The 24,295-nt window shown below is 63.0% G+C and carries 20 protein-coding genes and 1 pseudogene; 4 read left to right on the top strand and 17 right to left on the bottom strand.

Going from position 1 to position 24,295, the window contains the following annotated elements:
- The first annotated feature begins 21 nt into the window (after nucleotides 1-21).
- On the top strand, nucleotides 22-1,326 hold the full coding sequence (locus tag LOKO_RS06985; protein ID WP_066446855.1) for a TRAP transporter large permease: 1,305 nt from the start codon (nucleotides 22-24) through the stop codon (nucleotides 1,324-1,326).
- 38 nt (nucleotides 1,327-1,364) lie between these two features.
- Here LOKO_RS06985 and LOKO_RS06980 read toward each other — a convergent pair whose 3' ends face one another.
- The 8 genes from LOKO_RS06980 to osmF all read right to left on the bottom strand — a co-directional run bounded on the left by LOKO_RS06980 (nucleotide 1,365) and on the right by osmF (nucleotide 11,170).
- On the bottom strand, nucleotides 1,365-3,224 hold the full coding sequence (locus LOKO_RS06980; protein WP_066446853.1) for a protein kinase domain-containing protein: 1,860 nt from the start codon (nucleotides 3,222-3,224) through the stop codon (nucleotides 1,365-1,367).
- Nucleotides 3,225-3,294: 70 nt separating this feature from the next.
- Nucleotides 3,295-4,920: a dihydrolipoyllysine-residue acetyltransferase gene (locus tag LOKO_RS06975; protein ID WP_066446851.1), complete on the bottom strand. Its 1,626-nt coding sequence runs from the start codon at nucleotides 4,918-4,920 to the stop codon at nucleotides 3,295-3,297.
- Nucleotides 4,921-4,948: 28 nt separating this feature from the next.
- Nucleotides 4,949-5,926: an alpha-ketoacid dehydrogenase subunit beta gene (locus LOKO_RS06970; RefSeq protein WP_043516957.1), complete on the bottom strand. Its 978-nt coding sequence runs from the start codon at nucleotides 5,924-5,926 to the stop codon at nucleotides 4,949-4,951.
- 1 nt (nucleotide 5,927) lies between these two features.
- Nucleotides 5,928-7,154 carry a thiamine pyrophosphate-dependent dehydrogenase E1 component subunit alpha gene (locus LOKO_RS06965; protein ID WP_066446850.1) on the bottom strand — a complete coding sequence of 409 codons (1,227 nt, stop codon included), beginning with the start codon at nucleotides 7,152-7,154 and terminating at the stop codon, nucleotides 5,928-5,930.
- Nucleotides 7,155-7,371: 217 nt separating this feature from the next.
- Nucleotides 7,372-8,154, bottom strand: a complete 783-nt coding sequence (locus tag LOKO_RS06960; RefSeq protein WP_201025366.1) for an ABC transporter permease — start codon at nucleotides 8,152-8,154, stop codon at nucleotides 7,372-7,374.
- Nucleotides 8,151-9,092 (bottom strand): ABC transporter ATP-binding protein, encoded by a 942-nt coding sequence (locus tag LOKO_RS06955; protein WP_066446848.1) that lies wholly within the window; start codon nucleotides 9,090-9,092, stop codon nucleotides 8,151-8,153. The genes LOKO_RS06960 and LOKO_RS06955 overlap by 4 nt, the downstream gene beginning before the upstream one ends.
- Entirely contained in the window at nucleotides 9,089-10,210 is a 1,122-nt protein-coding gene (locus LOKO_RS06950; RefSeq protein ID WP_083517475.1) for an ABC transporter permease, read from the bottom strand. Before LOKO_RS06950 ends, LOKO_RS06955 begins: the two co-directional genes overlap by 4 nt.
- A 48-nt stretch (nucleotides 10,211-10,258) precedes the next feature.
- Nucleotides 10,259-11,170: a glycine betaine ABC transporter substrate-binding protein OsmF gene (osmF, locus tag LOKO_RS06945; RefSeq protein ID WP_066446843.1), complete on the bottom strand. Its 912-nt coding sequence runs from the start codon at nucleotides 11,168-11,170 to the stop codon at nucleotides 10,259-10,261.
- Between the two features lie 92 nt (nucleotides 11,171-11,262).
- Between osmF and LOKO_RS06940 the strand changes: the two genes are divergently transcribed.
- Entirely contained in the window at nucleotides 11,263-12,258 is a 996-nt protein-coding gene (locus LOKO_RS06940) for a DUF1853 family protein (RefSeq protein ID WP_066446840.1), read from the top strand.
- Between the two features lie 50 nt (nucleotides 12,259-12,308).
- Here LOKO_RS06940 and cysS read toward each other — a convergent pair whose 3' ends face one another.
- Complete coding sequence (gene cysS / locus LOKO_RS06935) at nucleotides 12,309-13,709, bottom strand: cysteine--tRNA ligase (RefSeq protein ID WP_066446837.1); 1,401 nt, start codon at nucleotides 13,707-13,709, stop codon at nucleotides 12,309-12,311.
- Between the two features lies 1 nt (nucleotide 13,710).
- Nucleotides 13,711-15,405, bottom strand: coding sequence for a glutamine--tRNA ligase/YqeY domain fusion protein (locus tag LOKO_RS06930; RefSeq protein ID WP_066446835.1), 1,695 nt, complete (start codon nucleotides 15,403-15,405; stop codon nucleotides 13,711-13,713).
- A 190-nt stretch (nucleotides 15,406-15,595) separates the two neighbouring features.
- Here LOKO_RS06930 and LOKO_RS06925 point away from each other — a divergent pair, with 190 nt between their 5' ends.
- Together LOKO_RS06925 and LOKO_RS06920 are read left to right on the top strand one after the other, a co-directional pair.
- Entirely contained in the window at nucleotides 15,596-16,105 is a 510-nt protein-coding gene (locus tag LOKO_RS06925) for a peptidylprolyl isomerase (protein WP_066446834.1), read from the top strand.
- Nucleotides 16,106-16,184: 79 nt separating this feature from the next.
- Nucleotides 16,185-16,943: a UDP-2,3-diacylglucosamine diphosphatase gene (locus LOKO_RS06920; RefSeq protein ID WP_066446833.1), complete on the top strand. Its 759-nt coding sequence runs from the start codon at nucleotides 16,185-16,187 to the stop codon at nucleotides 16,941-16,943.
- A gap of 23 nt (nucleotides 16,944-16,966) precedes the next feature.
- On the opposite strand, the gene LOKO_RS06915 is transcribed toward LOKO_RS06920, so the two are convergent.
- The 7 genes and pseudogenes from LOKO_RS06915 to clpP all read right to left on the bottom strand — a co-directional run bounded on the left by LOKO_RS06915 (nucleotide 16,967) and on the right by clpP (nucleotide 24,192).
- Entirely contained in the window at nucleotides 16,967-17,245 is a 279-nt protein-coding gene (locus tag LOKO_RS06915; RefSeq protein WP_162492492.1) for a hypothetical protein, read from the bottom strand.
- 17 nt (nucleotides 17,246-17,262) lie between these two features.
- Nucleotides 17,263-17,361 (bottom strand): annotated as a pseudogene (locus LOKO_RS20125) (ribosome biogenesis GTP-binding protein YihA/YsxC); the annotation flags it as partial.
- Nucleotides 17,325-19,013, bottom strand: coding sequence for a SurA N-terminal domain-containing protein (locus LOKO_RS06910; RefSeq protein WP_083517473.1), 1,689 nt, complete (start codon nucleotides 19,011-19,013; stop codon nucleotides 17,325-17,327). The gene LOKO_RS06910 and the pseudogene LOKO_RS20125, both read right to left, overlap by 37 nt.
- A gap of 193 nt (nucleotides 19,014-19,206) precedes the next feature.
- Nucleotides 19,207-19,479 (bottom strand): HU family DNA-binding protein, encoded by a 273-nt coding sequence (locus tag LOKO_RS06905; protein ID WP_066446829.1) that lies wholly within the window; start codon nucleotides 19,477-19,479, stop codon nucleotides 19,207-19,209.
- A 175-nt stretch (nucleotides 19,480-19,654) separates the two neighbouring features.
- Complete coding sequence (gene lon / locus LOKO_RS06900) at nucleotides 19,655-22,060, bottom strand: endopeptidase La (RefSeq protein ID WP_066446827.1); 2,406 nt, start codon at nucleotides 22,058-22,060, stop codon at nucleotides 19,655-19,657.
- 158 nt (nucleotides 22,061-22,218) lie between these two features.
- Nucleotides 22,219-23,496: an ATP-dependent Clp protease ATP-binding subunit ClpX gene (clpX, locus tag LOKO_RS06895; RefSeq protein ID WP_066446826.1), complete on the bottom strand. Its 1,278-nt coding sequence runs from the start codon at nucleotides 23,494-23,496 to the stop codon at nucleotides 22,219-22,221.
- Between the two features lie 75 nt (nucleotides 23,497-23,571).
- Nucleotides 23,572-24,192: an ATP-dependent Clp endopeptidase proteolytic subunit ClpP gene (clpP, locus tag LOKO_RS06890; protein ID WP_066446812.1), complete on the bottom strand. Its 621-nt coding sequence runs from the start codon at nucleotides 24,190-24,192 to the stop codon at nucleotides 23,572-23,574.
- Nucleotides 24,193-24,295: the final 103 nt, after the last annotated feature.

The following is a 24,295-nucleotide window of genomic DNA, read 5'->3' as shown; positions in this document are numbered from 1 at the left end:
TCCTCTCTCGGAGATACTCTCGTGCTGACATTGAGTCTGGCTACCATCTTCACGCTGGCACTGCTTCTTGGTAGCGGCGTATGGATCGCCTTCGCGCTGATCGGTACCGCCTGGGTGGCGCTGGCCTTCTTCAGCCCTTTTGCGCCGGGTCCGATCCTGGCATCGGACTTCTGGGGCGCCAGCTACGGCTGGGACCTGACCGCCCTGCCCATGTTCATCTGGATGGGCGAGATTCTGTTCCGCTCGGGGCTGGCCGACAGCATGTTTCGCGGTCTCTCGCCATGGCTCAACCGCCTTCCCGGCCGGCTGCTCCATACCAACATCATCGGCAGCGGCATGTTCGCAGCGGTCTGCGGCTCGTCGGCGGCCACCTGCGCTACCGTCGGCAAGATGACCCTGCCCGAGCTAGAGCGTCGCGGCTATGACAGCGGCATGGCAATCGGTACGCTGGCCAGCGCTTCCACCCTGGGCCTGCTGATCCCGCCCTCCATCGTCTTGATCGTCTATGGCGTGGTGACCGAGCAGTCGATCTCCCGGCTGTTCATGGCCGGTATCGGTCCGGGCCTGTTGATTCTGGCCCTGTTCATGACCTACCTGATCCTCTGGTCGCTGCTCAAGGGCAACCGCCAAGGCCTGACCGGGCATGATGAGTCATCGATGCCCCTGGCGGAGAAGCTGCGCCACACACTGTCGCTGCTACCGGTCCTGCTGCTGATCGGCGGTATCATCGTCTCGATCTACGGTGGCCTGGCCTCGCCCACCGAGGCCGCAGCGGTCGGTGTGGTGCTCTCCATCGTGATTGCACGCTGCACCGGCAGCTTCGGCCTTGCCACCTTCAAGGCATCGCTCTTTGCGGCGGTCCGTACCGCCTGCATGATCGCCTTCATCATTGCCGGTGCCTCGTTCCTGACGTCGGCCATGGGCTTCACCCAGGTTCCCATGCAGCTGGCCCGGGCCATCGGCGAGATGGGGCTGTCACCCACCATGCTGCTGGTGGCGCTGACCGTACTGCTGCTGATAATGGGCTGCTTTCTCGACGGCATTTCGCTGATCTTGCTGGTCACGGCCATCCTGATGCCCCTGGTCAGCGCAGCGGGTTTCGACCTGATCTGGTTCGGCATTTACCTGGTCGTCGTGGTGGAAATGTCGCAGATCACCCCGCCGGTAGGTTTCAACCTGTTCGTGATCCAGGGGCTGACCGGCAAGGATATCGTCACCATCACCAAGGCGACCCTGCCCTTCTTCCTGTTGATGATGCTGTCCATCGTACTGCTGCACCTCTTCCCGGAAATCGCGCTGTATCTGCCCCAGGCGATGACCCGCTGAGGAAGCGCTGAATAATTAGGCAGTGTTTTTCTGAGGATTCAACCGGCCGGATCTTGGCGCAGCGCGGCGCCTGCGTCGCGCTGCGCCAGCCGGGGATCCCGGGGGTAGTAGCGCTCCGGCTGGCGCTCCACATGGGCAAAGAAGCGGGTGTCCTTGTAGGGCATCTTCATGAAGCCGGAGACCCCCAACCCTTCGATCAGGCCCACCGCCGACAGGATATCGTCCAGACGCTGGCGGAACTCCGTCTCTCGCGAGGGATCCAGCAGCCGGTAATAGCTGTGGATCTTCAGGTGCTGCGGCAGTGCCTCGAAGATGATCATGCCGGTATGGTGAATCTCGTTGAGCGCCTCCAGTGAGAGGATGATCTCCTCGGGAAGTACCAGGAACTCCTCCGGATCGGGTCCATCCTCGAAATAGCTGTGCAGCCGACTTCGATCTTCCAGCTCGGGCATGGCACTGACGTCATAGCGTAGGACCATGCCCGGCTCGACCACGAAGGGACGGTCCGGCCCCTCTCGATCCAGGTGCAGGGTATCGCGGGCATTGAACAGGCAGCTCTTGAATATCCCTTGCCGATAGATCGCCCGGGCGAGGTTGACCATATTGTTGACCGCCGCAACGAAAGCGGATTTGAGTTCCGCATCGTGCAGATTGAGCGATGTGTCGATATAGACACCCTCGGCTTCCCAGCGCACGGCCAGTCCGCCGACAACAGGATACTTCCCCAAGCGGCTGACGGCGGCCAGAAACGCCTTCTCGGTCTCCCCCATGCCCTGCATGAAATTCTTGTAGTAACGATCGAGCTGTACGTCGTTGACGTCGCTCAGTGTCTCCGGCGCGCCCTCCTCGCGCAGAAAGGCCTTGCGTGAACTGTAAACCACCGTATCGATCTCACGGCTGTAAGGACGCAGCCAGGTGGGCACCAGTGCCGCCTCCGGCGGTTCGGGCAGGTCGATCATGACCAGGCGTGAGAGCCTTGGCATCTCGCGGATGAAATGGTCGCCGGCACGCAGTCTCACCCGGGGGTCGGGGTCGAGCATGCCGTCGAGCATGCGGGCGAACTCCATGGGCAGGCCCAGCGAGGTGGCAGGAATGGCACGATGGCCGAATCGACAGGACTGGGCGGACGCCAGGGCGTAGAGGGTGCCCGCCGTACCCTGCTCGTCGAAGCGCGGCGAGGAGAGCGCCCCGTTGAGCTGCTCTTCACCGATGAAGTAGACATCGCCCAGGCGGGCGTTGGTCTGCTGCAGGTTGTCCGACATCAGCTCCATGACGTTGGCCGCCACGAACTGCTGGTTGGCATCGAGCTGGGCGAATACCGAGGAGCCCCAGTCGATCAGTGCGATTTCCTCGTTGCGCGCATCGAAGACGAGGTTCGAGGGCTTGATATCGCCATGCACGATAGGACGCCCTGCCGGCCCCGACTCACGACGCAGCGTACTCAGGATATCCGCCAGTTGCCCGGCGATACGCACCACCAGCCGGGGCGAGAGCCTGCCCTCGCGCAGCGAGACCTCCTCCAGGTTGAGCCCCGGTGCCCGCTGCATGACGAGGATCGACTGGTTTCGCACCCGCTGATAGGCCACCAGCTGCGGCACCCGCGGATGGTCGACCTGCTCCAGCATGAAGGCTTCCTCCTCCAGCCGGTCCTGAAGGTGCTGGGGCAGGTTGACCCGGGTAAACTTGAAGACATACTCCTCCTCGTGAGCGGTCACCCCGGCGAATACGAACCCGTAGGCCCCCTTGCCGATCAGGGCGATATCCCGGTACCCCAGTTGAGCCAACTGAGCCTGACACAGCGCCACCCACTCCTTGAGCTTGCGGGCATCGTCGTGGCTGAGCAGGTAGATCGACTGCTCTTCCGGAATATAGAACTGCTGCAGCGGCGCCTGGGACATACGTCACCTTCCCATCCGATTACGCCGCTTCATGCCGTAGACGTAGCGATACGACATGAACCGGCGCCACTTATCCAAGGTGGAGGAGCATCGTTTCCGGACTCTCCAGATACCCTTTCCAGGCATTGCAGAAACGGGCGATGGTTCCACCATCGATGACACGGTGATCCCCCGCCCAGGTGATGGTCATGATCGCCCGCCTCACCACATCGCCGTTGTCATCGAAGCGCGGCAGCCACTGGGTCTTGCCGATGGCGACGATGGCAAGTTCCGGGGCGTTGATGATCGGAGCCGCATAGGTTCCGCCCAGCGCGCCGATATTGGAGATGCTGATGGTGCCACCCTTGAGGTCGGCCTGATCCACCCGCCCCTCCCGCGCCGCCGCGGTCAACCGCTCCACTTCCCGGGCCATATCGAGCAGGGTCCGGCGCTCCACGTGTTTCACGTTGGGCACCAGCAGACCGGCCTTGCTATCCACCGCCATGCCCACATTGCAGGAGGGCAGGTAGTGGATTTCGCTGACATCGGCGTTGAGGCGCGCATTGAGAATCGGGAATTCCTTCACCGCCAGGGCCATGGCCTTCATGAAGAAGGGCATCAGCGTCATGCGCGTGCCCTGCGCCTCGGCCTGGAGCTTGAGGCGGGCCCGCAGGGCCAGCAGCTCGGTGACGTCAATCTCCTCACCATACTGGAAGTGCGGGATGGTGCTGGCGGACTCCACCATCCGCCGGGCCATCACCGCACGCACACCACGGATCGGCTCGACGATGACCTCGCCTTCGGCGGCCGGAGCAGAAGCCGCCCCCGTCTCTGGCTTGCCGGTGCCACGGTCACCCCCGGCCGGTGTCGCTTCACCACCCTGCTCGAGGTGGCGCAGCACATCCTCCTTGAGCACTCGCCCCTGCTTGCCGGAGCCGGCGATGGCCTCCAGCGAAAGGCCGTGTTCCCGCACCAGCCGACGCACGGCAGGGCTCGCCGGGATACGCCCGTAGGGACCCTGTCCTGTCGTTGCCACGCCCACGCCCTGCGACTCATCCGAGGCCGGCTTCACCGCTTGCTCTGGCACCGAAGGTGCGGAGCGGGCCGGCTGCGGAGTCTCCGCTACCGCCGGCTCATAGCCGAACAGCGGCGCATGGACCTTGGCGATCTCACCCTTGGGAACGTACAGCTTCGTCACTCGCCCGGCCTCGGGCGCGGTGATCTCCACCAGCGCCTTGTCGGTCATCACATCGACCAGCGGCTGATCCTCTTCGATATGATCGCCCTCGGCGACGCGCCACTCCACCACCTCGCACTCGACGATGCCCTCGCCGATATCCGGCAGGATGAAATCGGTAGCGGCAACGGGGGCCGAGGCGGAGGGTGAACCCGGTGGGGTTGCCGTCGGTGCAGGGGCAGGCTCTGCTGTCACCGTTGCCTCCGGGGCAGCGCTTGCCTGTCCTCTGTCGCTGCTCTCTTCTGCCTCGCTCTCATAGGCAAACAGCGGCGCATGAACCTTGGCGATCTCGCCCTTGGGTACGTACAGCCTGGTGACCCGCCCGGCTTCCGGCGCGGTGATCTCCACCAGCGCCTTGTCGGTCATCACCTCGACCACCGGCTGGTCCTCTTCGATGACGTCACCTTCGCTGACACGCCATTCCACGATCTCGCATTCCACGATACCTTCACCGATATCGGGCAGCATGAAGTCACTCATCTAGCATCTCCTGTCCTGATATCGATCGTCAGAAATCCACGCTGGCCCGGATGGCCTCGTAGATCTTGAGGTGGTCCGGCATGTACTCCTTCTCCAGCGTCAGCGGGAAAGGGGTATCCATTCCGGTCACCCGTTCGATGGGCGATTCCAGGTACAGGAAGCAGCGCTCCTGTATGGTGGCCGCAATCTCGCTGGCAAAGCCGCCGGTGCGCGTCGCCTCATGGCTGATCACCAGCCGGCCGGTCTTGAGTACCGACTCGACAACCGAGTCCTCGTCCCAGGGCAGGATAGAGCGCAGGTCGATGATTTCGCAGGAGATGCCGGACTTTTCGGCCATCTCGACCGCCTTCTCGATCAGCTCCATCTGTGCCCCCCAGCCCAGTACCGTGACGTCGGTACCCTCCTTGGTCACCTCCGCCTCGCCGATGGGCAACTGGTAGTCATTCTCCGGAACCTCACCGGTTGAGGCGCGGTAAAGGCGCTTGGGCTCGAAGAAGATCACCGGGTCGGGGTCGCGGATGGCCGCCAGCAGCAGCCCCTTGGCCTGGTAGGGATTGCGCGGCACCACGACCTTCAGCCCCGGCGTGTGGGCAAAGTAGGCCTCCGGCGACTGGGAGTGGTAGAGCCCCCCGGAGATGCCGCCACCGTATGGGGTACGGATCGTCAGGCCACCCACGTTGAACAGGTCACCGGAACGATAGCGGAACTTCGCCGTCTCGTTGACGATCTGGTCGAAGGCCGGAAAGATGTAGTCGGCAAACTGGATCTCGGCCACCGGCACGGACCCTTGGGCCGCCAGGCCATTGGCAAAGCCGATGATGCCCTGCTCAACCAGTGGCGTATTGAAGCAGCGGGCGCGGCCATACTTCTCCTGCAGGTTGCTGGTGGCACGGAAGACACCACCAAAGACCCCCACGTCTTCACCGAAACAGAGGACCTTGTCATCCTCGGCCATGGCAATGTCCAGGGCATTGTTGATCGCCTGCAGCATGTTCATCTTTGGCATCTCAGGCTCCTTCCTGGTCGTCGCTGGCCTTGGCAGCATCGCTGGTGACACTGACGTCGGGATCGAGGGATCGCGCTCCCTTCGGATAAGCGTCCGGATACTTGCGGATGTGGGTCTTGAGCGCATCCAACTGACGCTGCAGCGCCGGCGTCACGTCGGCATAGACATCGGTGACGAGACTTTCCAGCGGGGGTGGCGGTCGCTTCTCGGCACGCTTCATGGTCTCCAGGACCTCGCGGCGGAGGCTCTCCTGCAGGGCCTTCTCCTCTTCTTCGCTCCACCACTCGCGATCAAGAAGCCAGCGCTGCATGCGCAGGATCGGGTCCTTCTCACGCCATGCCTCCTCCTCCTTGCGCGAGCGATAGCCGGAAGGGTCATCCGAAGAGGAGTGGGCAGCCAGCCGATAGGTCATCGCTTCGATCAGCACCGGTTCGTTCTTTTCGACGGCGATCATGCGTGCCTCCTGAGTGGCTCGATAGACCGCCAGAACGTCGTTGCCGTCGACCCGGATGACATGCATGCGATAGCCGAAGGCGCGCGGTGCGATGCCGTCGGCGGCAAACTGTTCAGTCGCCGGTGTCGAGATCGCATAGCCGTTGTTGCGGCAGAAGAAGATCACCGGCACCTTATGCACCGACGCCATGTTAAGGGCCGCGTGGAAGTCGCCCTCGGAGGCAGCGCCCTCACCGAAAAAGGTGATGGTGCAGTGCCCCTCACCGGCCATTTTCTGGCCGTAGGCGTAGCCGGCAGCCTGGGGGATCTGCGTGGCCAGCGGCGAGGAAATGGTCATGTAGTGCAGCTTTCGCGACCCGTAGTGGACCGGCATCTGCCGTCCCTTGCCGTAGTCGAGCTCGTTCCCGAACAGCTGGTTCATGAACTCGTCGTAGGTGAAGCCTCGATAGGCCAGCGCGCCCTGCTCGCGGTACTGGGCCATGATCATGTCGGCATCGTCCAACGCCGCCGTCGAGCCGATGACCGCCGCCTCTTCGCCGGTGCATTGCATGTAGAAGGAGAGTCGGCCCTGACGTTGGGCCGCCATCATGCGCTCGTCGAGAATCCGGGTCACAAGCATGGCACGATAGATCCTGAGCGCCTTCTCCTTATCAAGCTCGGGAGCCTCGGCGCCGTCGAACAGCGTGCCGTCCTGCTGCAGGAGCCGGAACGTGGGTATCTGGAATTCATCGCCGGTCATGAAGCTCGGCGAATAGATGTCGTATGTTGTTGTCATCATCCTGTTCCTTGGGTGGTGGCAGGAGGAAAACCGCCCCTTTTGAGGGCAGTGTTGACTGTAATGTAGTCGGCTGCCAGAGGTTGTCTCCAGCGTACCGCCAACGCTGGCTAGTTGACGTTAACGTAAGATGCCATCAAAAGCATCTATTTTACTAGTCCTCTCGCTGCTGACCTGATGAATCCACTACAGGAGTGCGCCACCGCCAGATGCTTCGCTAAGGCGCCTTCGGTCGCCGCAGCAGACGCTCGAAGGCACTGTCTACAGTGATCGCCAACAGCCCGATCAGCAGGGCGCCCTGTACGATATAAGCGGTATTGCCGTTGACGATGCCGGAAATGATGGGGTCGCCCAGGTTGCTGGCGCCTACCGTGGCACCAATGGCAGCCGTGGCGATATTGATGGTGACCGAGGTACGGATGCCGGCGAGAATAACCGGCGCCGCCAGCGGCAGCTCAACCTGACGCAGGATCTGGCTTCTGGTCATGCCCATCCCACGTGCCGCTTCGTGGACGCCCGGGTCGATGCCCGAGAGGCCCGCCAGGGTGTTACGCACGATGGGCAGCAGGCCGTACAGCAGCAGCGCCACGATGATCGGCAAGGTGCCGAACCCGAGCGCCGGCACCGCAAGCGCCAGGACGGCCACCGGAGGAAACGTCTGCCCGATGGAGGCGACCTGGGCGACCAGCGGCAGGAAATCGCGGCCGGCCGGCCGCGTGACGGCAATGGCGCCGCCCACCCCCAGGAGGATGGCCAACACCGACGCCACGGCTACCACGAACACATGCTGGCCCAGCAGCGCGGCAAGGCTCGTACGCTGATACAGCACCTGGCGGGTATCGGGCTCGATCAGCCGCAACAACACCTCGAGCTGCGCCATGCCGAAGGTGAAGACCAGCAGCAGCGTCAGCCAGATCAGCGGAACGCCCCAGAACCGCAATCGATCAATCCGGTGGGCCGCATGGCCGCTCGGCACCGCCAGGGTATCGGTTTCGCTCATGACGACTTGGCACCCAGCAGTCGGCGCAGAGATAGCTCGCCGATGGGGATATCCTCGTCGTCGACCACCGTGAGGCGCTCAACCCGGTGCCACAACATGACCGACAGTGCCTGGCTCAGCGGCGCCCGGTAGGGAATCCGCTCACTGGCCAACAGCCGGGGCCCGAAGGGCGCCATGCGCTCGCTGACGCGAGTCAGTGACGCCTCCTTGAGCCCACGGTCCATGCCCCCCAGCAGTGACTCGACGAACGCATCGACCGGATCATGCAGCAGGTCGATGGGGCGCCCCTGCTGAATGATACGTCCCTGATGCATCACCACCAGGCGATCGGCCAGGATCAGGGCTTCATCCATGTCATGGGTCACGAAGACCACGGTCTTGTTCAACCTCGCCTGGAGGTCCTGAAGCTCATGCTGCAGCGTTTGACGGGTTATGGGATCCAGGGCGCCGAAGGGTTCATCCATGAGCAGGATCTCGGGGTCGGCAGCAAGTGCTCGGGCAACGCCGACTCGCTGCGCCTGCCCCCCAGATAGCTGGTGGGGATACTTGTCGGCGAACTCCTCGCGCGGCAGCCCGAGAAGGTCCAGCAACTCTTCGGTCCGTTCCAGGATCTTCGCGCGTGGCCACTTGAGCAACCGAGGAACCAGCCCGATGTTGCGTGCCACCGTCCAGTGTGGAAAGAGCCCGGTATTCTGGATCACGTAGCCGATGCGTCGGCGCAACAGCTCCTCATTGAAGGAGCGCACCGGCTGGCCGTCGAGATGAATCTCGCCCTCGCTATGCTCGATCAGCCGATTGATCATGCGCAGGGTTGTCGACTTGCCACAGCCGGAAGTACCCACCAGAGCGCAGAATTCCCCCTTCTCGACCCGTAACGAAATGCCGTCCACGGCGGTCTCGCTGCCGAAACGCTTGGTGACATCGAAGAGTTCTATCATGGGGTCCCTCCATGGCGAAGTCGATCGGCCAGCGCACCCAGCAGCGCATCGGCTACCAGGGCCAGGGCTATGATTGGCAGCGCACCGAGCAGCACCAGGTCCATCGCCGCCTGGCCCAGGCCCTGGAAGATGAAGGTGCCCAGTCCACCAGCGCCGATCAATGCCGCTACGGCCGTGAGGCCAATCGCCTGGACCGTGGTGATCCGCACCCCTTCCAGCACCACCGGCAGCGCCAACGGCAGTCGAACCTGCAGGAAGGTTTGCTGCCGACTCATGCCCATTCCCCGGGCCGATTCGATCACAGCCGGCTCAACCCCCTCCAGCGCGACATAAGTGTTTCGCACCATGGGCAGCAGGCTGTAACCCACCAGTGCCAGCCAGGCCGGCGCCCAACCGATGCCGCTCACTCCCATGGACGCCAGCCAGTCGAACCGTGCCGCAAGCCAGGCCAGCGGAGCCAGCAGCAGTCCGAACAGGGCCAGGCTGGGAATGGTCTGAATGACATTGAGTACGCCGAAACCAGCCTTGCGCATGCCCCGGTAACGTCGCATGCAAAGTGCCAGCACGATGCCGAGCAAAAGGCTTGCACCCACCGCAGCGCCAACCAGGAAGAGATGATAGAGAATGGCCGAGACGAACTGATCGCTGCGCCCCTGATACTCACGGTAGATTGCCAGCGGCTCGAGCCAGAGTGACAACGAGACCCACCAGGCGAGAATGATAGGCAGCAGTAACAGCCATCCGACCGCCCGCGACAGCCTCAGACGGGTGCGCAGTTCGATCAGCACCAGCAGCCACAGGAACAGCAGCAGCCACAGCGAGGAGCCGATCCCCAGCCGCGCCTGGGGCATGTCGGGATCGGCCAGGGCCATGACGGCCGTTGCCAGCCACAGCGGCATCGCCACCAGCAGCCCGATCACCAGGGCCAGGGCGACCTGCAGGCGTCGGGCATCAGGCCGCCAGGCCAGACCCATTATCGCCAGCATCGGCAGGCTGGCCAGCAGCGCAGCCCACCAGCCATGCACCTCGTGGGCGCGATGGGGTACGCCGGCGACGAGGCGATTGGGAGCAATATTCACCACATCGAGGGCCAGCCAGGCGAGCAACCCGACCGACATCAGACACAGCAAGACCCAGTTGGGTGAGGACCTGTCAGTCGTCACGCACTATTCCGGTAGGTCGGCAAGGAAATCCTCGGCAACCCGACGCGGGTCCAGCCCATCGACGGCCACCTGACCGTTGAGCCGTTGCAGCGTCTCGAGATCCAGCGCCTGGAAAACCGTTGCCAACAGCGATTCGATCTCGGGATGCGCCTCAAGCACGGCTTCACGCACCACCGGCGCCGGCTGATAGACCGGCTGAACCCCAAGCGTATCCTCCAGCACCACCAGGTCTAGCGCACCGAGGCCACCGTCGGTGCCGTAGGTCATGGCCGCGTTGACCCCACTGGTCTGCTGGGCAGCCGCCCGCATGGTGGCAGCGGTATTTCCCCCCGACAGCACCAGTAGCTGATCCGACGACAGCTCGAAGCCGTAGGCCTGCTGGAAAGCCGGCAAGGCCTGCTCGGACTCGACGAACTCCGCACTGGCAGCGAATTTGAACTCGCCACCCTCCGCCAGGTAATCCGTCAGGTCCTCCAGCGTGGCAAGCCCGTGTTCACGAGCCAGGTCGCCACGGACACTCATGGCCCAGGTATTGTTGGCATCTGCCGGCATCAACCAGACCAGCCCCTCCTCGGCGTCGAGATCACGCACCGTGGCATAGGCCTCGCCGGCGTCATTCCACACATCGCTATCGGCCATGTCGAAGAAGAAGGCACCGTTGCCGGTGTACTCGGGATAGAGGTCGATTTCGCCGGCCTTCAAGGCGCTGCGCACAATGCTGGTGCCACCCAGCTGCAGCCGGTCCTCGACCTCGATGCCGGCCTGCTCGAGGCGCTGGATGATCAGCTGGCCGAGCACCGAACCTTCGGTATCGATCTTCGAAGAGACCACCACGGGGCCGCTGGCCTGGGCCGCAGTCAGGGTCAGCAGGGAGGCCGTCGTCAGGACTGTCAGGCCGATCAGGGAGCGCTTCATCGTCACCACCCATTGCTTGTGAATGTTGATTGAGTATAAGGGGTGTACAGTTTGTCTGTCAGACCCGATCTCAACGCGGAATGTTATTTTCCATGCTTGCAAGCGGCGACCCAAACCTCGATCACTGCCATCACCCGCTGGTTCGCGACTTGGCCTGGCTCGTGCTGGCACCGGATCTTATCTGCACCGGGTGGCCGGGACGCCCCTCACGAGAGGCCTTGGGACTGGTAGACGACCGTCAGCTCACAGACTTCCTGCACCGACTTGAAGCTGCGCCACAGGGGCTCGAACGACGCGTAGGCAGCACCGTTGACGGCCGCATGGGGCTTTATCACGAAAGACTCTGGCAGTTTTTGCTGGATGCCGCACCCGGGACGCGGCTGCTGGCGCATAACCTGCGCATCCACCAAGGCAAGCGCACCCTGGGCGAACTTGACCTGCTCTATCGTCGGCGTAACGATCCCATGCCTTTTCACCTGGAGGTGGCCATCAAGTTCTATCTCGGCCTCCCTGCTGGCCCGGGCGATAGCTGGGACCAGGCGCGCTGGATAGGCCCCGGTGGGGCCGACAGCCTGGCAAGCAAGCGCGAGCACCTCCACCGCCATCAGCTGCGCCTGACGGAGCGTGCTGAAACACGCCTGGCGATCCGCCTCCACACCCGTCCAAGGGATATCGGCCCCACCCCGGAGCCGTTTATCCAGCCGCAGCTGGCGATGCCCGGCGTGCTCTTCTATCCCTGGCGACAAGCCTTGCCGCCACCCCGGGAGGCGGCCCACGGGCATCTCAGGGGGGAGTGGCTGCGCTGGGGGGAGTGGCGCAACTTCCGCGACGGCCTGCTCCGGGGGACCCGCGCCGCCTGGCTGGCTAAGCCACACTGGCTGGCCCTGCCCAGAGACGAGGCGTTCGCTCCCCTGCCCGACATTGAAGCTCGCCTGGCGCAGCACTTCCTGGGTCACGGCTCGCCGATCCAGATCGCCCTGCTGGCAAGAGGCGCCCGCCATACGGGCGATGGCTTCCGGCGGCTATTCGTGGTCGCTGATGACTGGCCGCGTCAGATCCCGCTTCCGCCCGCAAAAGCCCTGGGCTGAACGCAGAGCGCCCGGCCAAGGGCCGGGCGCTGATCCGGGTGACGTCACGGCTAGTCGGTCTTCTCCAGCACCCAGCTAGTCCCCTCGCGGGAATCCTTGAGGATGATGCCAAGGGCCGCCAGCTCGTCCCGAATACCGTCGGCGGCGGCAAAATCCCTCGCCTTCTTCGCTTCCGCACGGGCAACGATCTTCGCTTCGATCTCTGCCTCACTCAGCGGCAGCTCGCCGGCACCGCCCTTGAGGAACGCCTCGGGTTCCTGCTGCAACAGGCCGAGCACGCCGCCCAGGCGCTTGAGCTCATGGGCAAGGCCGGGAGTCAGTCCCGGCGCCTCCTTTTTGGCCCGGTTCAGTTCCCGGGCCAGGTCGAAGAGCACCGACAGCGCTTCGGCGGTATTGAAGTCGTCGTCCATGGCGGCGATGAAGCGCTCGGCGAACCGTGCGTCCACCTCGCCCCGTGGCTCATCACCCTCCAGTGCCAGCCCTTCGAGGGCGTTGTAGAACCGCTCGAGGGACTTGCGGGCATCCGCCAGGGACTCCGGGGCGTAGTTGATGGCACTGCGATAGTGGCTGGCCACCAGCAGGTAACGCACCACCTCCGGGTCGTGCGATTCGAGCACCTCGCGAATGGTGAAGAAGTTGCCCAGGGACTTGGACATCTTCTCCTGATCCACCCTCACCGCTCCCGCATGCATCCAGGTGTTGACGTAGGGCTTGCCGGTAGCCGCCTCGCTCTGGGCGATCTCGTTCTCATGGTGCGGGAACGTCAGGTCCGGTCCGCCGCCATGAATGTCGAAGGTCTCCCCCAGGCAGCAGGTCGACATCGCCGAGCACTCGATATGCCAGCCCGGCCTCCCCTCGCCCCAGGGCGACGACCAGCTCGCCTCGCCGGGCTTGGCCGCTTTCCACAGCACGAAGTCGAGCGGGTCCTCCTTGTGCTCGTCGACCTCGACCCGGGCCCCGGAGCGCATCTCGTCCAGGTCGCGGTTGTTGAGCTTGCCGTAGCCCTCGAACTTGCGCACCCGGTAGTAGACGTCGCCGTTGCTCGCCGCGTAGGCGTAGCCCTTGTCGATCAGGGTCTCGATCATGGCAATGATTTCGGCCACATGCCCAGTGGCACGCGGCTCATGATCCGGACGCAGCACGAAGAGGCGCGCCTCGTCCTCGTGCATGGCGGCGATCATGCGCTCGGTCAACGCGCCGATGCTCTCGCCGTTCTCGTCGGCACGCTTGAGGATCTTGTCGTCGATATCGGTGATGTTGCGCACGTAGGTGACGTCAAGGCCGCGCCAGCGCAGGTAGCGGGTCACCACATCGAACGCCACCATCACCCGGGCATGGCCCAGGTGGCAGTAGTCGTAGACGGTCATTCCGCAGACGTACATGCGCACCCTGCCCGGCTCGATGGGTACGAACGTTTCCTTGCGGCGCGTCAGCGTATTGTAGATCTGCATGTCAGCCCTTCTTCTGAGCGTCTTTGTTCTGGATCTTGGCCCAACTGTCCTTCAACCCGACGGTGCGGTTGAACACCCGCTTGCCGTCGCGACAGGCGTGGCGGTCGGCACAGAAGTAACCCACGCGCTCGAACTGGAAGCGCGACTCGGGTGCGGCGTCGGCCAGGCTCGGCTCGCCCATGGCCTGGCAGACCTGCAGCGACTCGGGGTTGAGGTGCTCGAGGAAGTCGGCGTCCTTGTCCTTGTCCGGCTGTTCGACCAGGAACAGGTTGTCGTAGAGGCGAACTTCCATCGGCACGGCATGGGCCGCGCTGACCCAATGAATCACGCCTTTGACCTTGCGCCCCTCGGGGTTCTTGCCCAGGGTGTCGAAATCCACCGAGCAACGCAGCTCGGCGATCTCGCCGGTGCTGTCCTTCACCACCTCGTCGCATCGAATCACGTAGGCGTTGCGCAGTCGTACCTCCTGGCCCGGCGCCAGGCGGAAGAACTTCTTCGGCGGCTCCTCCAGGAAGTCGTCCTGGTCGATGTATAGCTCGCGGGTGAACGGCACCCGGCGCAGGGGCATGTCCTCGCGGGCGGGGTGGCCCGGCACATCAAAGACCTCTTCGTGATCGTCGGCGACGTTGGTCAGCACCACCTTGAGCGGCTTGAGCACGCACATGGCCCGCGGCGCGTTGTCCTCGAGGTCAGAGCGAATGGCGTGATAGAGCATGGCGATATCCACCAGGCCGCCATCGGCGCGGGTCACGCCGATCATGTCGCAGAACTTGCGGATCGACCCCGGCGTATAGCCGCGGCGACGCATGCCGGAGATGGTCGGCATTCGCGGGTCGTCCCAGCCGTCGACGATACCCTCGTCCACCAGCAGCTTGAGCTTGCGCTTGGAGGTCAGGGTGTAGTTGAGGTTGAGCCGGGCAAACTCGATCTGGCGCGGCTTGGCCGGCACCGGCAGGTTCTCCAGGAACCACTCGTAGAGCGGCCGGTGATCCTCGAACTCCAGGGTACAGATGGAGTGCGTGACGCCTTCGAGGGCATCCGACTGGCCGTGGGTGAAGTCGTAGGAGGGATAGATCTTCCACTTGTCACCGGTCTGATGGTGATGAGCGTGGCGAATACGATAGAGGATCGGGTCGCGCAGATTGATGTTCGGTGCGGCCATGTCGATCCTGGCCCGCAGCACCTTCTCGCCCTCGGCGAACTCGCCGATACGCATGCGCTCGAGCAGATCAAGGTTCTCTTCCGCACTGCGCGTGCTGTAGGGGCTCGGCCTGCCGGGCTCGGTCAGGCTGCCGCGATACTCGCGAATCTCTTCGGGAGAGAGGTCGTCCACGTAGGCCTTGCCCTCCCGGATCAGATGCTGCGCCCAGGCATAGAGCTGATCGAAGTAGTCGGAGGCAAAGCGCACTTCGCCCGCCCACTGAAAGCCCAGCCAGGCCACATCCTCCTTGATGGCATCGATATAGGCCTGCTCCTCCTTGGCGGGATTGGTATCGTCGAAGCGCAGATGACAGTCCCCACCGAACTGCTCGGCCAGGCCGAAATTGAGACAGATCGACTTCGCATGTCCCACGTGCAGGAAGCCGTTGGGCTCCGGCGGGAAGCGAGTGACGATCCTGTCGGCCTTGCCGGCCTCGATCTCGTCGCGGATCTGGTTGCGGATGAAATTCGGCGCGCTGGCGGTTTCGGTGGACATGTTGATGCGGTAAACCTCTGGTTGAATCGCGGCCCATGGGCGCGAAGCCCGTGTCGTGGGCTGTCGTAGAGTAAGGAACAACCCGACGCGCTTCGCGCATCGATGCAAAACCGCTATTATAGCGTCACGCCCCTGCACGGCGCCAAGGCGCGCCTGCTATTGCCAAAGCTAAAGCGCACAGGAAAAAGCGATGATCGTTCTAGAGACCAACTTCGGTGATATCACGGTTGCCGTGAATCACGAGAAAGCCCCGAAAACCGCCGCCAATTTCGAGCAGTACGTACGCGATGGTCATTTCGACGGTACGCTGTTTCATCGGGTGATCCCTGGCTTCATGGTACAGGGTGGCGGCTTCGATCAGGAGTTCAACCAGAAACCAACCCGCGACCCCATCGAGAACGAAGCCGACAACGGCCTCAAGAACACCCTCGGGACCCTGGCCATGGCGCGCACCCAGGACCCCCACTCTGCCACGGCGCAATTCTTCATCAACGTGGCCGACAACGACTTCCTCAACCACAGCGGCAAGAACATCCAGGGCTGGGGCTACTGCGTCTTCGGCGAGGTAGTCGACGGCATGGGCGTGGTCGAGAAGATCACCGCCGTGGAAACCACCCGTCGTGGCATGCACGCCGACGTCCCGGCCGAGGACGTGGTCATCCAGCGGGCCTACATGAAGGATGACCCTGCCGACGCCTGACAGGATCGAAGCGCAACACGAGCGCCCCTCGCGAGCGTGTTGCGCGACTCCTTCATGACCCAGCCCTGCGAGATGGCCCATGAGCACCCTGATAGTTTCCGACCTCCACCTGCACCCTGAAGCCCCCGAGGTGATCGATGGATTTCTCGGCTGGCTCCAGAAACGAGCCCGTGGGGTCGATGCCCTCTACATACTCGGCGACTTCTTCGAGGCCTGGATCGGTGACGACATCCTCGACATGGTCGATGTCGATGCCAGCGGCAATGCCGCCCTTGCCGCGGATATCGCCACCGCACTGCGCCGACTCGCTGACGATGGCACAGCCATCTACCTGATGCACGGCAATCGTGATTTCCTGCTCGGCCAGCGCTTCGCTGCCGCTGCCGGCGCGAAACTGCTGGCCGACCCGGCCCTGGTCATGTTCCACGACGAGCCAATGCTGCTGATGCACGGCGATAGCCTCTGTACCCGGGACGAAGCCTATATGGCCTTCCGCGCCCAGTCGCGACAACCCGAATGGCAGCAGCAGGTGCTGGCCATGCCGATTGCCGATCGTATCACCCTGGCGGCCTCGCTACGCCAGCAGTCCGGTGAAGCCACCTCCAACAAGGCCGATGACATCATGGACGTGACGCCCGACGAAGTCGTCCAGGCAATGCGCGACCATGGCGTCACGACCCTGATCCACGGCCACACCCATCGCCCGGCGATCCATGAGCTCGAGATCGACGGCATGCCCGCCCAGCGCATCGTGCTTGGCGACTGGCAGCCCGGCCGGGGTTGGGAAGTGGTCATCGAGAGCGAGGGCCGACCGACCCTGCAACAGATCGATTTATGACCCTCACCTCTCTGCACCGGAGATCACGCAGCACAGGCCGTCAGTTCGGCCTGCAGCGCCTCCGGATCGGGGAGGCTTCCCGTCTCCCCGATCACCTCCAGCCGGGAATCCAGCCGCCACACGCTGGGCTCTAGCCTGGCAGCGCCATCGCCGAGCTCTGCGTGGGTCGCCTCGGCGGCCTGGCACTGCAGGGCTTCGGACTCCTCGATCAGGGTGCAGACCCAGTAGGCCTGGCGCCCCTCGGCGCAGGCATGGCGGATGCGTGCCACCACATCGGGCCGGCGCTCGTCCGGGACCACCACCGTCTTGACCGGGGTCCGCCNGCAAAGGCGACCTCTGCCCCTTCGTCGGGCGGGCAATGGGCGAGGGTCGGCGCACTGGTCATGAAGCGCGCAGTCTGGTAATTGAATTGGGCCATGGCGTCGAGGTCCTGCCGAAAGGAGTAGATGTATCCCGTCCCCGGGGGCTTGACCTGCATTCCCGAGACGGGCTTGATTCGTTATCCTGCTGACGCGCGGCGCGCTCGACGCGGCGCCATTCGATATCCAGCGCCTCGCCTTCCCGCAGCAGCTCCACCTGGGCGCGCGCCACCTCGAGCAGCGCCTCACGCTGCTTGCGTCGCTCCACGGTCGCCGTCACGCGATCGCGGACCTCATCGAGGGGAAGCACGGTGGCATCGCGGTGCTCGGCGACCCGCAACACCAGTCTGCGGTCCTCGTCCAGCTCGATGACATCGCTGTTGAAACCCTCCACCAGGACATCTTCACTGAAGGCCTCCTGCATCACGCCGGGCTCGGAGAGCACACCCTCACCAGCGTCACGGGCGACCCAGTCGCTTTGCTGCAGGTCCAGCTCCAGCTGTTCGGCCACGCTGGCAAGATCGTCTGCAGCAAAGCTTTCGTCGATCAGGGTCTGAACCCGGCGGTTGAATGTATCGCTAACCTGGGCCAGAGCCAGCTCGCGTTCGAGCTCTTCACGCATCTCTTCCAGCGGAGCCTGGTCCAGGCCTGTCACCTTCAATAGATGCAGGCCGCTATCGGTTTCGACGATATCGGACACCTGACCGGGTCCGAGAGCAAAGGCAGCTTCATCGAATGCATCGCCGAAGAAGCCACGGCTGATGGTGCCCAGGTCTCCCCCCTGCTCGGCCGTGGTGGGGTCATCCGAATAGCGGAGGGCCAGTTCGGCAAAATCCTCACCGTCGGCAAGCTCGGCACGAATGCCCTCCAGCCGCGAAGCGGCCTCCTCACGGTCGCGCTCCCCATTGAAGGCAACCATGATATGAGAGACGCGCCGATCGACGTCCTGACCGCGAGTCTCCCAGGCACGGCGAATCTCCTCTTCATCAACTTCCACGGCCTCCGCCATCTCCTGGCGATCAAGCACCAGATACTCGAGCCGAACCTGTTCAGGGCGGCGATAACGATCGGCATTCTCTTCGTAGTAGGCAACAAGATCCTGCTCGGTGACTTCCACAGGCTCGGCCAGGTCGCCGGCACTCAGCGTATGGTAGCGAAAGGTGCGAGTTTGACGCTGCAGTGCCGCCAGGGCCTGCCGCTCACTTTCCAGGGAGAAGTCACTCGTGATGAGGCCTTGCTGAACCTGCTGCCGCTTGAGGTCCACCCGCAGCGCGGCGCGAAACGACGACGGCGTGAAACCGGCGCTGGCCAGGCGGTTGCGGAACAGGTCGGCATCGAAGCGACCATTCTGGTTCTGGAATTCCGGCAGCGTGACGATAACCTGATCGAGCTGCTCGTCGGAGAGGTGAAGGCCGCCATCTTCGGCGAAAGCCGTCAGCAGTCGCTCGCCGATCAGCTCATCGAGGACCTGCCCGCGCAACGCCCTCTCCTGCTCGGGGGGCACCTGGCCCGAACGAATGGCCCGCTGAACCTCCGTCTCCAGTTCCTGACGGGTAATCGACTGACCATTGACCTTGGCTACTTCGTCGCCGCTTCCGCCTATTAGCCCAACCAGGGACTCGACCCCGAACAGGGCCATGGTCACGACCACGGCTCCGATGATGATCTTCGCACCCCAACTTCTGGAGCGGTCACGTATACTTTGCAGCATGGAGGCCTCGGCTGATGATTGTTGGCTGGCTGACGGGCCGTATTATACGGTGACAGGGGCATTCCCACCATGGCCCCGTCCGGCACAAAGGGTCAGCCCATAAAGAAGGCGCATCGCGATGGCGATGCGCCTGTTTTGCTGCCGATGATGGCCTGCCTGAGCCGACGATCTGCGGCGCAAATTATCCGTAGACTCAGTTGACGGAGTCCTTGAGCGCCTTGCCGGCCTTGAAGGTCGGCACCTTGGCTGCGCTGATCTGGATCGGCTCGCCAGTCTGCGGGTTGCGCCCGGTACGCGCGGCGCGCTCCTTGACGGAGAAAGTACCAAAGCCCACCAAAGAAACGGTCTCGCCGCTCTTGAGGCTATCGGTAACGGTGTCGACCATGGCATCCAATGCACGGGTTGCGGCGGCCTTGGGAATATCGGCAGACGCGGCGATGGCTTCGATCAGCTCGGATTTGTTCACACTTCACCCCTTGACTGTTTCAGAAAATGGCTCTAATCGGCGCACCTTTCGCCTGGCAACACGATCACAGCATGGCAGCAGTTTATAGCAATGCAGTAAAAGACGTGTCAAGCAACTTGCGGCGCCAAACCGCGTCACACCGGGGTTTTCCCCCCGGAATGACGAAAAAAAAACGTTAATGCGTGCTGATCATTGAGGTTGATGATGCAGAATCATCTGCTCGGGAATCATCGCCTTTAGGGTCAGGCCTTTCAGCCAGAGCCGCCTCCAGCACCTCATCGATCCAGCGAACAGGCCGGATATCCAAAGCATCCTTGATGTTATCCGGCACCTCTTTGAGATCCCGTCGGTTCTCTTCCGGAATGAGCACGGTCTTTATACCACCGCGCCGCGCAGCCAGCAATTTCTCCTTCAAGCCGCCGATTGGCATTACCTCACCCCGCAGATTGACCTCCCCCGTCATGGCAAGGTCACAGCGGACAGGGCGCACCGTATAGGCGGACACCATCGCCGTCACCATGGCAATGCCTGCACTGGGGCCGTCCTTGGGCGTCGCTCCCTCGGGAACGTGAATATGAAGGTCTTCCTTCTCGAAGCGCTCAGGATCGATACCAAGCGCCTCGGCGCGGGCACGCACCACGGTATGAGCGGCACTCACCGACTCCTTCATGACATCGCCCAGGGAGCCCGTCTTGTTGATTCGCCCCTTCCCCGGAGTCACCACCGACTCGATATTCAGCAGCTCTCCACCGACCGACGTCCAGGCCAGCCCTGTCACACGCCCCACCTGGTCCTGCTTGTCGGCCAGGCCATAGCTGTACCGGCGTACACCGGCATACTGCTCGATATCCCCGGCACCCAGCGTCACCGGCGCCTGGGCGCCCTGCCCCTGCTGCTCCAGACGCTCACGCAGCACCTTACGGCAAACCTTGGCAATCTGTCTTTCCAGCTCGCGTACGCCGGCCTCGCGGGAGTAGTAGCGAATCAGCTCGAGCAACGCATCGTCGCCAAAACTGAGCTCATCATCCTTGAAACCGTTGGCCTTGAGCTGCTTGGCAACGAGGTAGCGACGTGCGATGGCGAGCTTCTCGTCCTCGGTGTAGCCGGGTAGACGAATGATCTCCATGCGGTCCAGCAGCGGTCCGGGGATATTCATGGAGTTGGCGGTACAGATGAACATCACGTCGGACAGGTCGTAATCCAGCTCGAGGTAGTGATCGTTGAACTTGTCGTTCTGCTCCGGATCGAGCACCTCGAGCAGGGCGGAAGCCGGGTCGCCCCGGTGATCCATGCCGATCTTGTCGACTTCGTCGAGCAGGAACAGCGGGTTCCTGACCCCGGCCTTGCTCATGCGCTGGACCATCTTGCCCGGCAGCGAGCCGATGTAGGTGCGTCGGTGGCCACGGATCTCGGACTCGTCGCGCACCCCGCCCAGCGCCAGCCGCACGTACTTGCGGTTGGTGGCACGGGCGATCGACTGACCCAGCGAGGTCTTGCCTACCCCGGGCGGGCCGACGAGGCACAGCACCGGCCCCTTGAGCTTCTTGACCCGCTTTTGAACGGCGAGGTACTCGAGAATGCGCTCCTTTACCTCGTCCAGGCCATAGTGGTCCTCGTCGAGCACCTTGTGGGCATGGACCAGGTCATGCTTGACCCGGGTGCGCTTCTTCCAGGGCACGGCGACCAGCCAATCGAGATAGGAGCGCACCACCGTGGCCTCCGCCGAGTTGGGCGACATCATCTTGAGCTTGCCCAGCTCCTGCAGCGCCTTTTCGCGGGCGTCCTTGGGCATGCCCGACTCTTCGATGGCCGCTTCGTACTTCTCGGCTTCATTGGGCACGTTCTCGAGCTCGCCCATCTCCTTCTGGATGGCCTTCATCTGCTCGTTGAGATAGTACTCACGCTGGGATTTCTCCATCTGGTCCTTGACCCGGGAGCGAATCCGCTTCTCGACCTGCAGCAGGTCGATTTCCGATTCAATCAACGCCATCAGGTGCTCGATGCGGTCACGGACCCGGTCCATTTCCAGCAGCTGCTGCTTGTCACCGATCTTCAGCGACAGGTGGGCGCAGATGGTATCGACGAGGCGACTTGGATCCTCGATCCCGGAGAGGGAGTTGAGTACCTCGTTGGGCACCTTCTTGGAGAGCTTGACGTATTGCTCGAACTGATTGAGCAGCACCCGGACCAGCGCTTCCTGCTCTCGCTCAGACAACGGCTCGCTGTCACGCAGGACCGCGTCGGCCAGGCTGTAGCCCTGATCCGTATGATGTACCTCCCGGAGGTCGGCACGGGAAGTCCCTTCGATCAGCACCTTGACGGTGCCGTCGGGCAGCTTGAGCAACTGCATGATCTCGGCGACCGTGCCGATATCGAAGAGATCCTCGGTGCCAGGGTCGTCCTGGCCGGCCTCACGCTGGGCCACAAGCAGAACACGCTTGTCAGCCGCCATGGCCGCATCCAGCGCCTGGATGGATTTCTCCCTGCCAACGAACAGCGGAATGACCATCTGCGGATAGACAACAACATCGCGCAGTGGAAGGAGGGGCAGACTCAGGGTCTGATCAGCGTTCTGCTGCATCGCAGACGTTCCTCAAACGAATCGGGTGGATAAGGAAGGGTGTGGGGGCAAGAGGCCCCCATTGCAAGGGAGAGTGACGTGAACAGACAGGCAAAGGGGTCGCTCAGGCGACCCCTTCCACTGGCTTGAGCATCGCTCAGGATAGCTCGCCGCTTCCGTTAGCCGTCGGTGCCGTCGACTCGCTGCTCCTGCTGCGAATAGATCAGCAGCGGCTCGCTCTCGCCAGCAATGACCGAGGCGTCTATCACCACCTTGGTCACCCCCTCCATAGAAGGAATCTCATACATGGTGTCCAGCAGTACCGACTCGAGGATGGAGCGCAGTCCACGGGCGCCGGTCTTGCGGGTCATGGCCTTGATCGCCACGGCACGCAGGGCATCCTCCCGGAACTCAAGCTCCACGCCTTCCATGTCGAACAGTCGCGCATACTGCTTGACCAGAGAGTTCTTCGGCTCGGTAAGGATCTGGATCAACGCATCCTCACTGAGCTCGGTCAAGGTGGCAATGACCGGCAGGCGTCCGACAAACTCCGGGATAAGGCCGAACTTGACCAGATCCTCCGGCTCGACGTCGGCGAGCAGAGCGCCGACACCCTTGGCCTCGTCCTTGCTCTTCACCGTGGCATTGAAACCGATGCCGCCCTTTTCAGCGCGATCTCGGATCACCTTGTCCAGGCCGGCAAAGGCGCCGCCGACGATGAACAGAATATTGCCGGTATCGACCTGCAGGAACTCCTGCTGAGGATGCTTGCGGCCACCCTGGGGTGGCACGGAGGCCGTAGTCCCCTCGATCAGCTTGAGCAGGGCCTGCTGCACGCCCTCCCCCGAGACATCCCGAGTAATGGAGGGGTTGTCCGACTTGCGCGAGATCTTGTCGATCTCGTCGATGTAGACGATGCCGCGCTGGGCCTTCTCCACATCGTAGTCGCACTTCTGGAGCAGTTTCTGGATGATGTTCTCGACGTCCTCGCCGACGTAGCCCGCTTCGGTAAGCGTGGTGGCGTCGGCAATGGTGAACGGCACATTGAGCAGCCGCGCCATGGTTTCCGCGAGCAGGGTCTTGCCGCTACCGGTAGGGCCGATAAGCAGGATGTTGGACTTGCCCAACTCCACGTCATCGCCCTTGACACCGGCGCGAAGCCGCTTGTAGTGGTTGTAGACGGCTACGGACAGCACCGTCTTGGCGCGATCCTGACCGATGACGTAATCGTCCAGGGTGCGACGGATATCGCGGGGAACGGGCAGGCGCTCCTCATCGCTCTCGGCGTCGGCATCGAGAACTTCCTCACGAATGATGTCGTTACAGAGATCGACACACTCGTCGCAGATATACACGGACGGGCCTGCAATCAGCTTGCGCACTTCATTCTGGTTCTTGCCACAGAACGAGCAGTACAGCAGCTTGCCCCCCTCGTCCTTGCCTTTGCCGTCGGCCATTCGCGTACCTCTATCACTTCGGCGGCCTCAAGCCGCCGGTTTTCACGTGTTATGGGCGTGTATCGAATCACGCTATCAGGATGCGGGCCGCTTATCCAGCACAGCATCGATCAGACCATATTCCGCTGCCTGATTGCCATCCATGAAGTTGTCGCGATCCGTGTCCCGGGCAATCGTCTCGAAATCCTGGCCAGTGTGGTGCGCCAGGATCCGGTTGAGCTTGTCCCGGATCCCCAGTATCTCACGGGTATGGATCTCGATATCGGAAGCCTGCCCCTGGTAGCCACCCAACGGCTGGTGGATCATCACCCGTGAATTGCCCAGACAGTAGCGCTTGCCAGCCGCACCGGCAGCCAGCAGCAGAGCGCCCATGCTGGCCGCCTGACCGATACAGACCGTGGACACATCCGGCTTGATGAACTGCATGGTGTCGTAGATCGCCATGCCGGCGGTCACGGCCCCACCCGGAGAATTGATGTAGAGATGAATGTCCTTGTCCGGATTCTCGGACTCCAGGAAAAGCATCTGTGCCACCACCAGGTTGGCCATGTAATCTTCAACCGGCCCCACCAGGAAGATCACACGCTCCTTCAGCAGGCGAGAGTAGATGTCATAGGCCCGCTCTCCGCGTGCGCTCTGCTCCACCACCATCGGTACCAGGCCGCCGGCGTTTTGAATCTCGAACTCGTTGCTCATCAGTGTGATGTCCTTGCATCCGATGAATGGAAGCGTAATACCCCCTTCCGGCACCTGCCAGCCTCGGCGGTCCCGGAAGGGGCCGGCGAGGCTGTCAGCTCTT

Origin of the sequence: Halomonas chromatireducens (assembly GCF_001545155.1) — a bacterium.
Lineage (GTDB): Bacteria > Pseudomonadota > Gammaproteobacteria > Pseudomonadales > Halomonadaceae > Halomonas > Halomonas chromatireducens.
This window is presented reverse-complemented; position numbering and strand designations above follow the sequence as displayed.

Coding starts and splice junctions, on each gene's coding strand:
- LOKO_RS06925 (WP_066446834.1), top strand. CDS start 15,596: ATGATCGTTCTAGAGACCAACTTCGGTGATATCACGGTTGCCGTGAAT.
- LOKO_RS06980 (WP_066446853.1), bottom strand. CDS start 3,224: ATGTCCCAGGCGCCGCTGCAGCAGTTCTATATTCCGGAAGAGCAGTCG.
- LOKO_RS06910 (WP_083517473.1), bottom strand. CDS start 19,013: ATGCTGCAAAGTATACGTGACCGCTCCAGAAGTTGGGGTGCGAAGATC.
- LOKO_RS06940 (WP_066446840.1), top strand. CDS start 11,263: ATGCTTGCAAGCGGCGACCCAAACCTCGATCACTGCCATCACCCGCTG.
- LOKO_RS06955 (WP_066446848.1), bottom strand. CDS start 9,092: ATGATAGAACTCTTCGATGTCACCAAGCGTTTCGGCAGCGAGACCGCC.
- LOKO_RS06965 (WP_066446850.1), bottom strand. CDS start 7,154: ATGACAACAACATACGACATCTATTCGCCGAGCTTCATGACCGGCGAT.
- osmF (WP_066446843.1), bottom strand. CDS start 11,170: ATGAAGCGCTCCCTGATCGGCCTGACAGTCCTGACGACGGCCTCCCTG.
- LOKO_RS06960 (WP_201025366.1), bottom strand. CDS start 8,154: ATGAGCGAAACCGATACCCTGGCGGTGCCGAGCGGCCATGCGGCCCAC.
- LOKO_RS06920 (WP_066446833.1), top strand. CDS start 16,185: ATGAGCACCCTGATAGTTTCCGACCTCCACCTGCACCCTGAAGCCCCC.
- clpP (WP_066446812.1), bottom strand. CDS start 24,192: ATGAGCAACGAGTTCGAGATTCAAAACGCCGGCGGCCTGGTACCGATG.
- cysS (WP_066446837.1), bottom strand. CDS start 13,709: ATGCAGATCTACAATACGCTGACGCGCCGCAAGGAAACGTTCGTACCC.
- LOKO_RS06930 (WP_066446835.1), bottom strand. CDS start 15,405: ATGTCCACCGAAACCGCCAGCGCGCCGAATTTCATCCGCAACCAGATC.
- LOKO_RS06970 (WP_043516957.1), bottom strand. CDS start 5,926: ATGCCAAAGATGAACATGCTGCAGGCGATCAACAATGCCCTGGACATT.
- LOKO_RS06975 (WP_066446851.1), bottom strand. CDS start 4,920: ATGAGTGACTTCATGCTGCCCGATATCGGTGAAGGTATCGTGGAATGC.
- LOKO_RS06950 (WP_083517475.1), bottom strand. CDS start 10,210: ATGTCGGTCGGGTTGCTCGCCTGGCTGGCCCTCGATGTGGTGAATATT.
- lon (WP_066446827.1), bottom strand. CDS start 22,060: ATGCAGCAGAACGCTGATCAGACCCTGAGTCTGCCCCTCCTTCCACTG.
- clpX (WP_066446826.1), bottom strand. CDS start 23,496: ATGGCCGACGGCAAAGGCAAGGACGAGGGGGGCAAGCTGCTGTACTGC.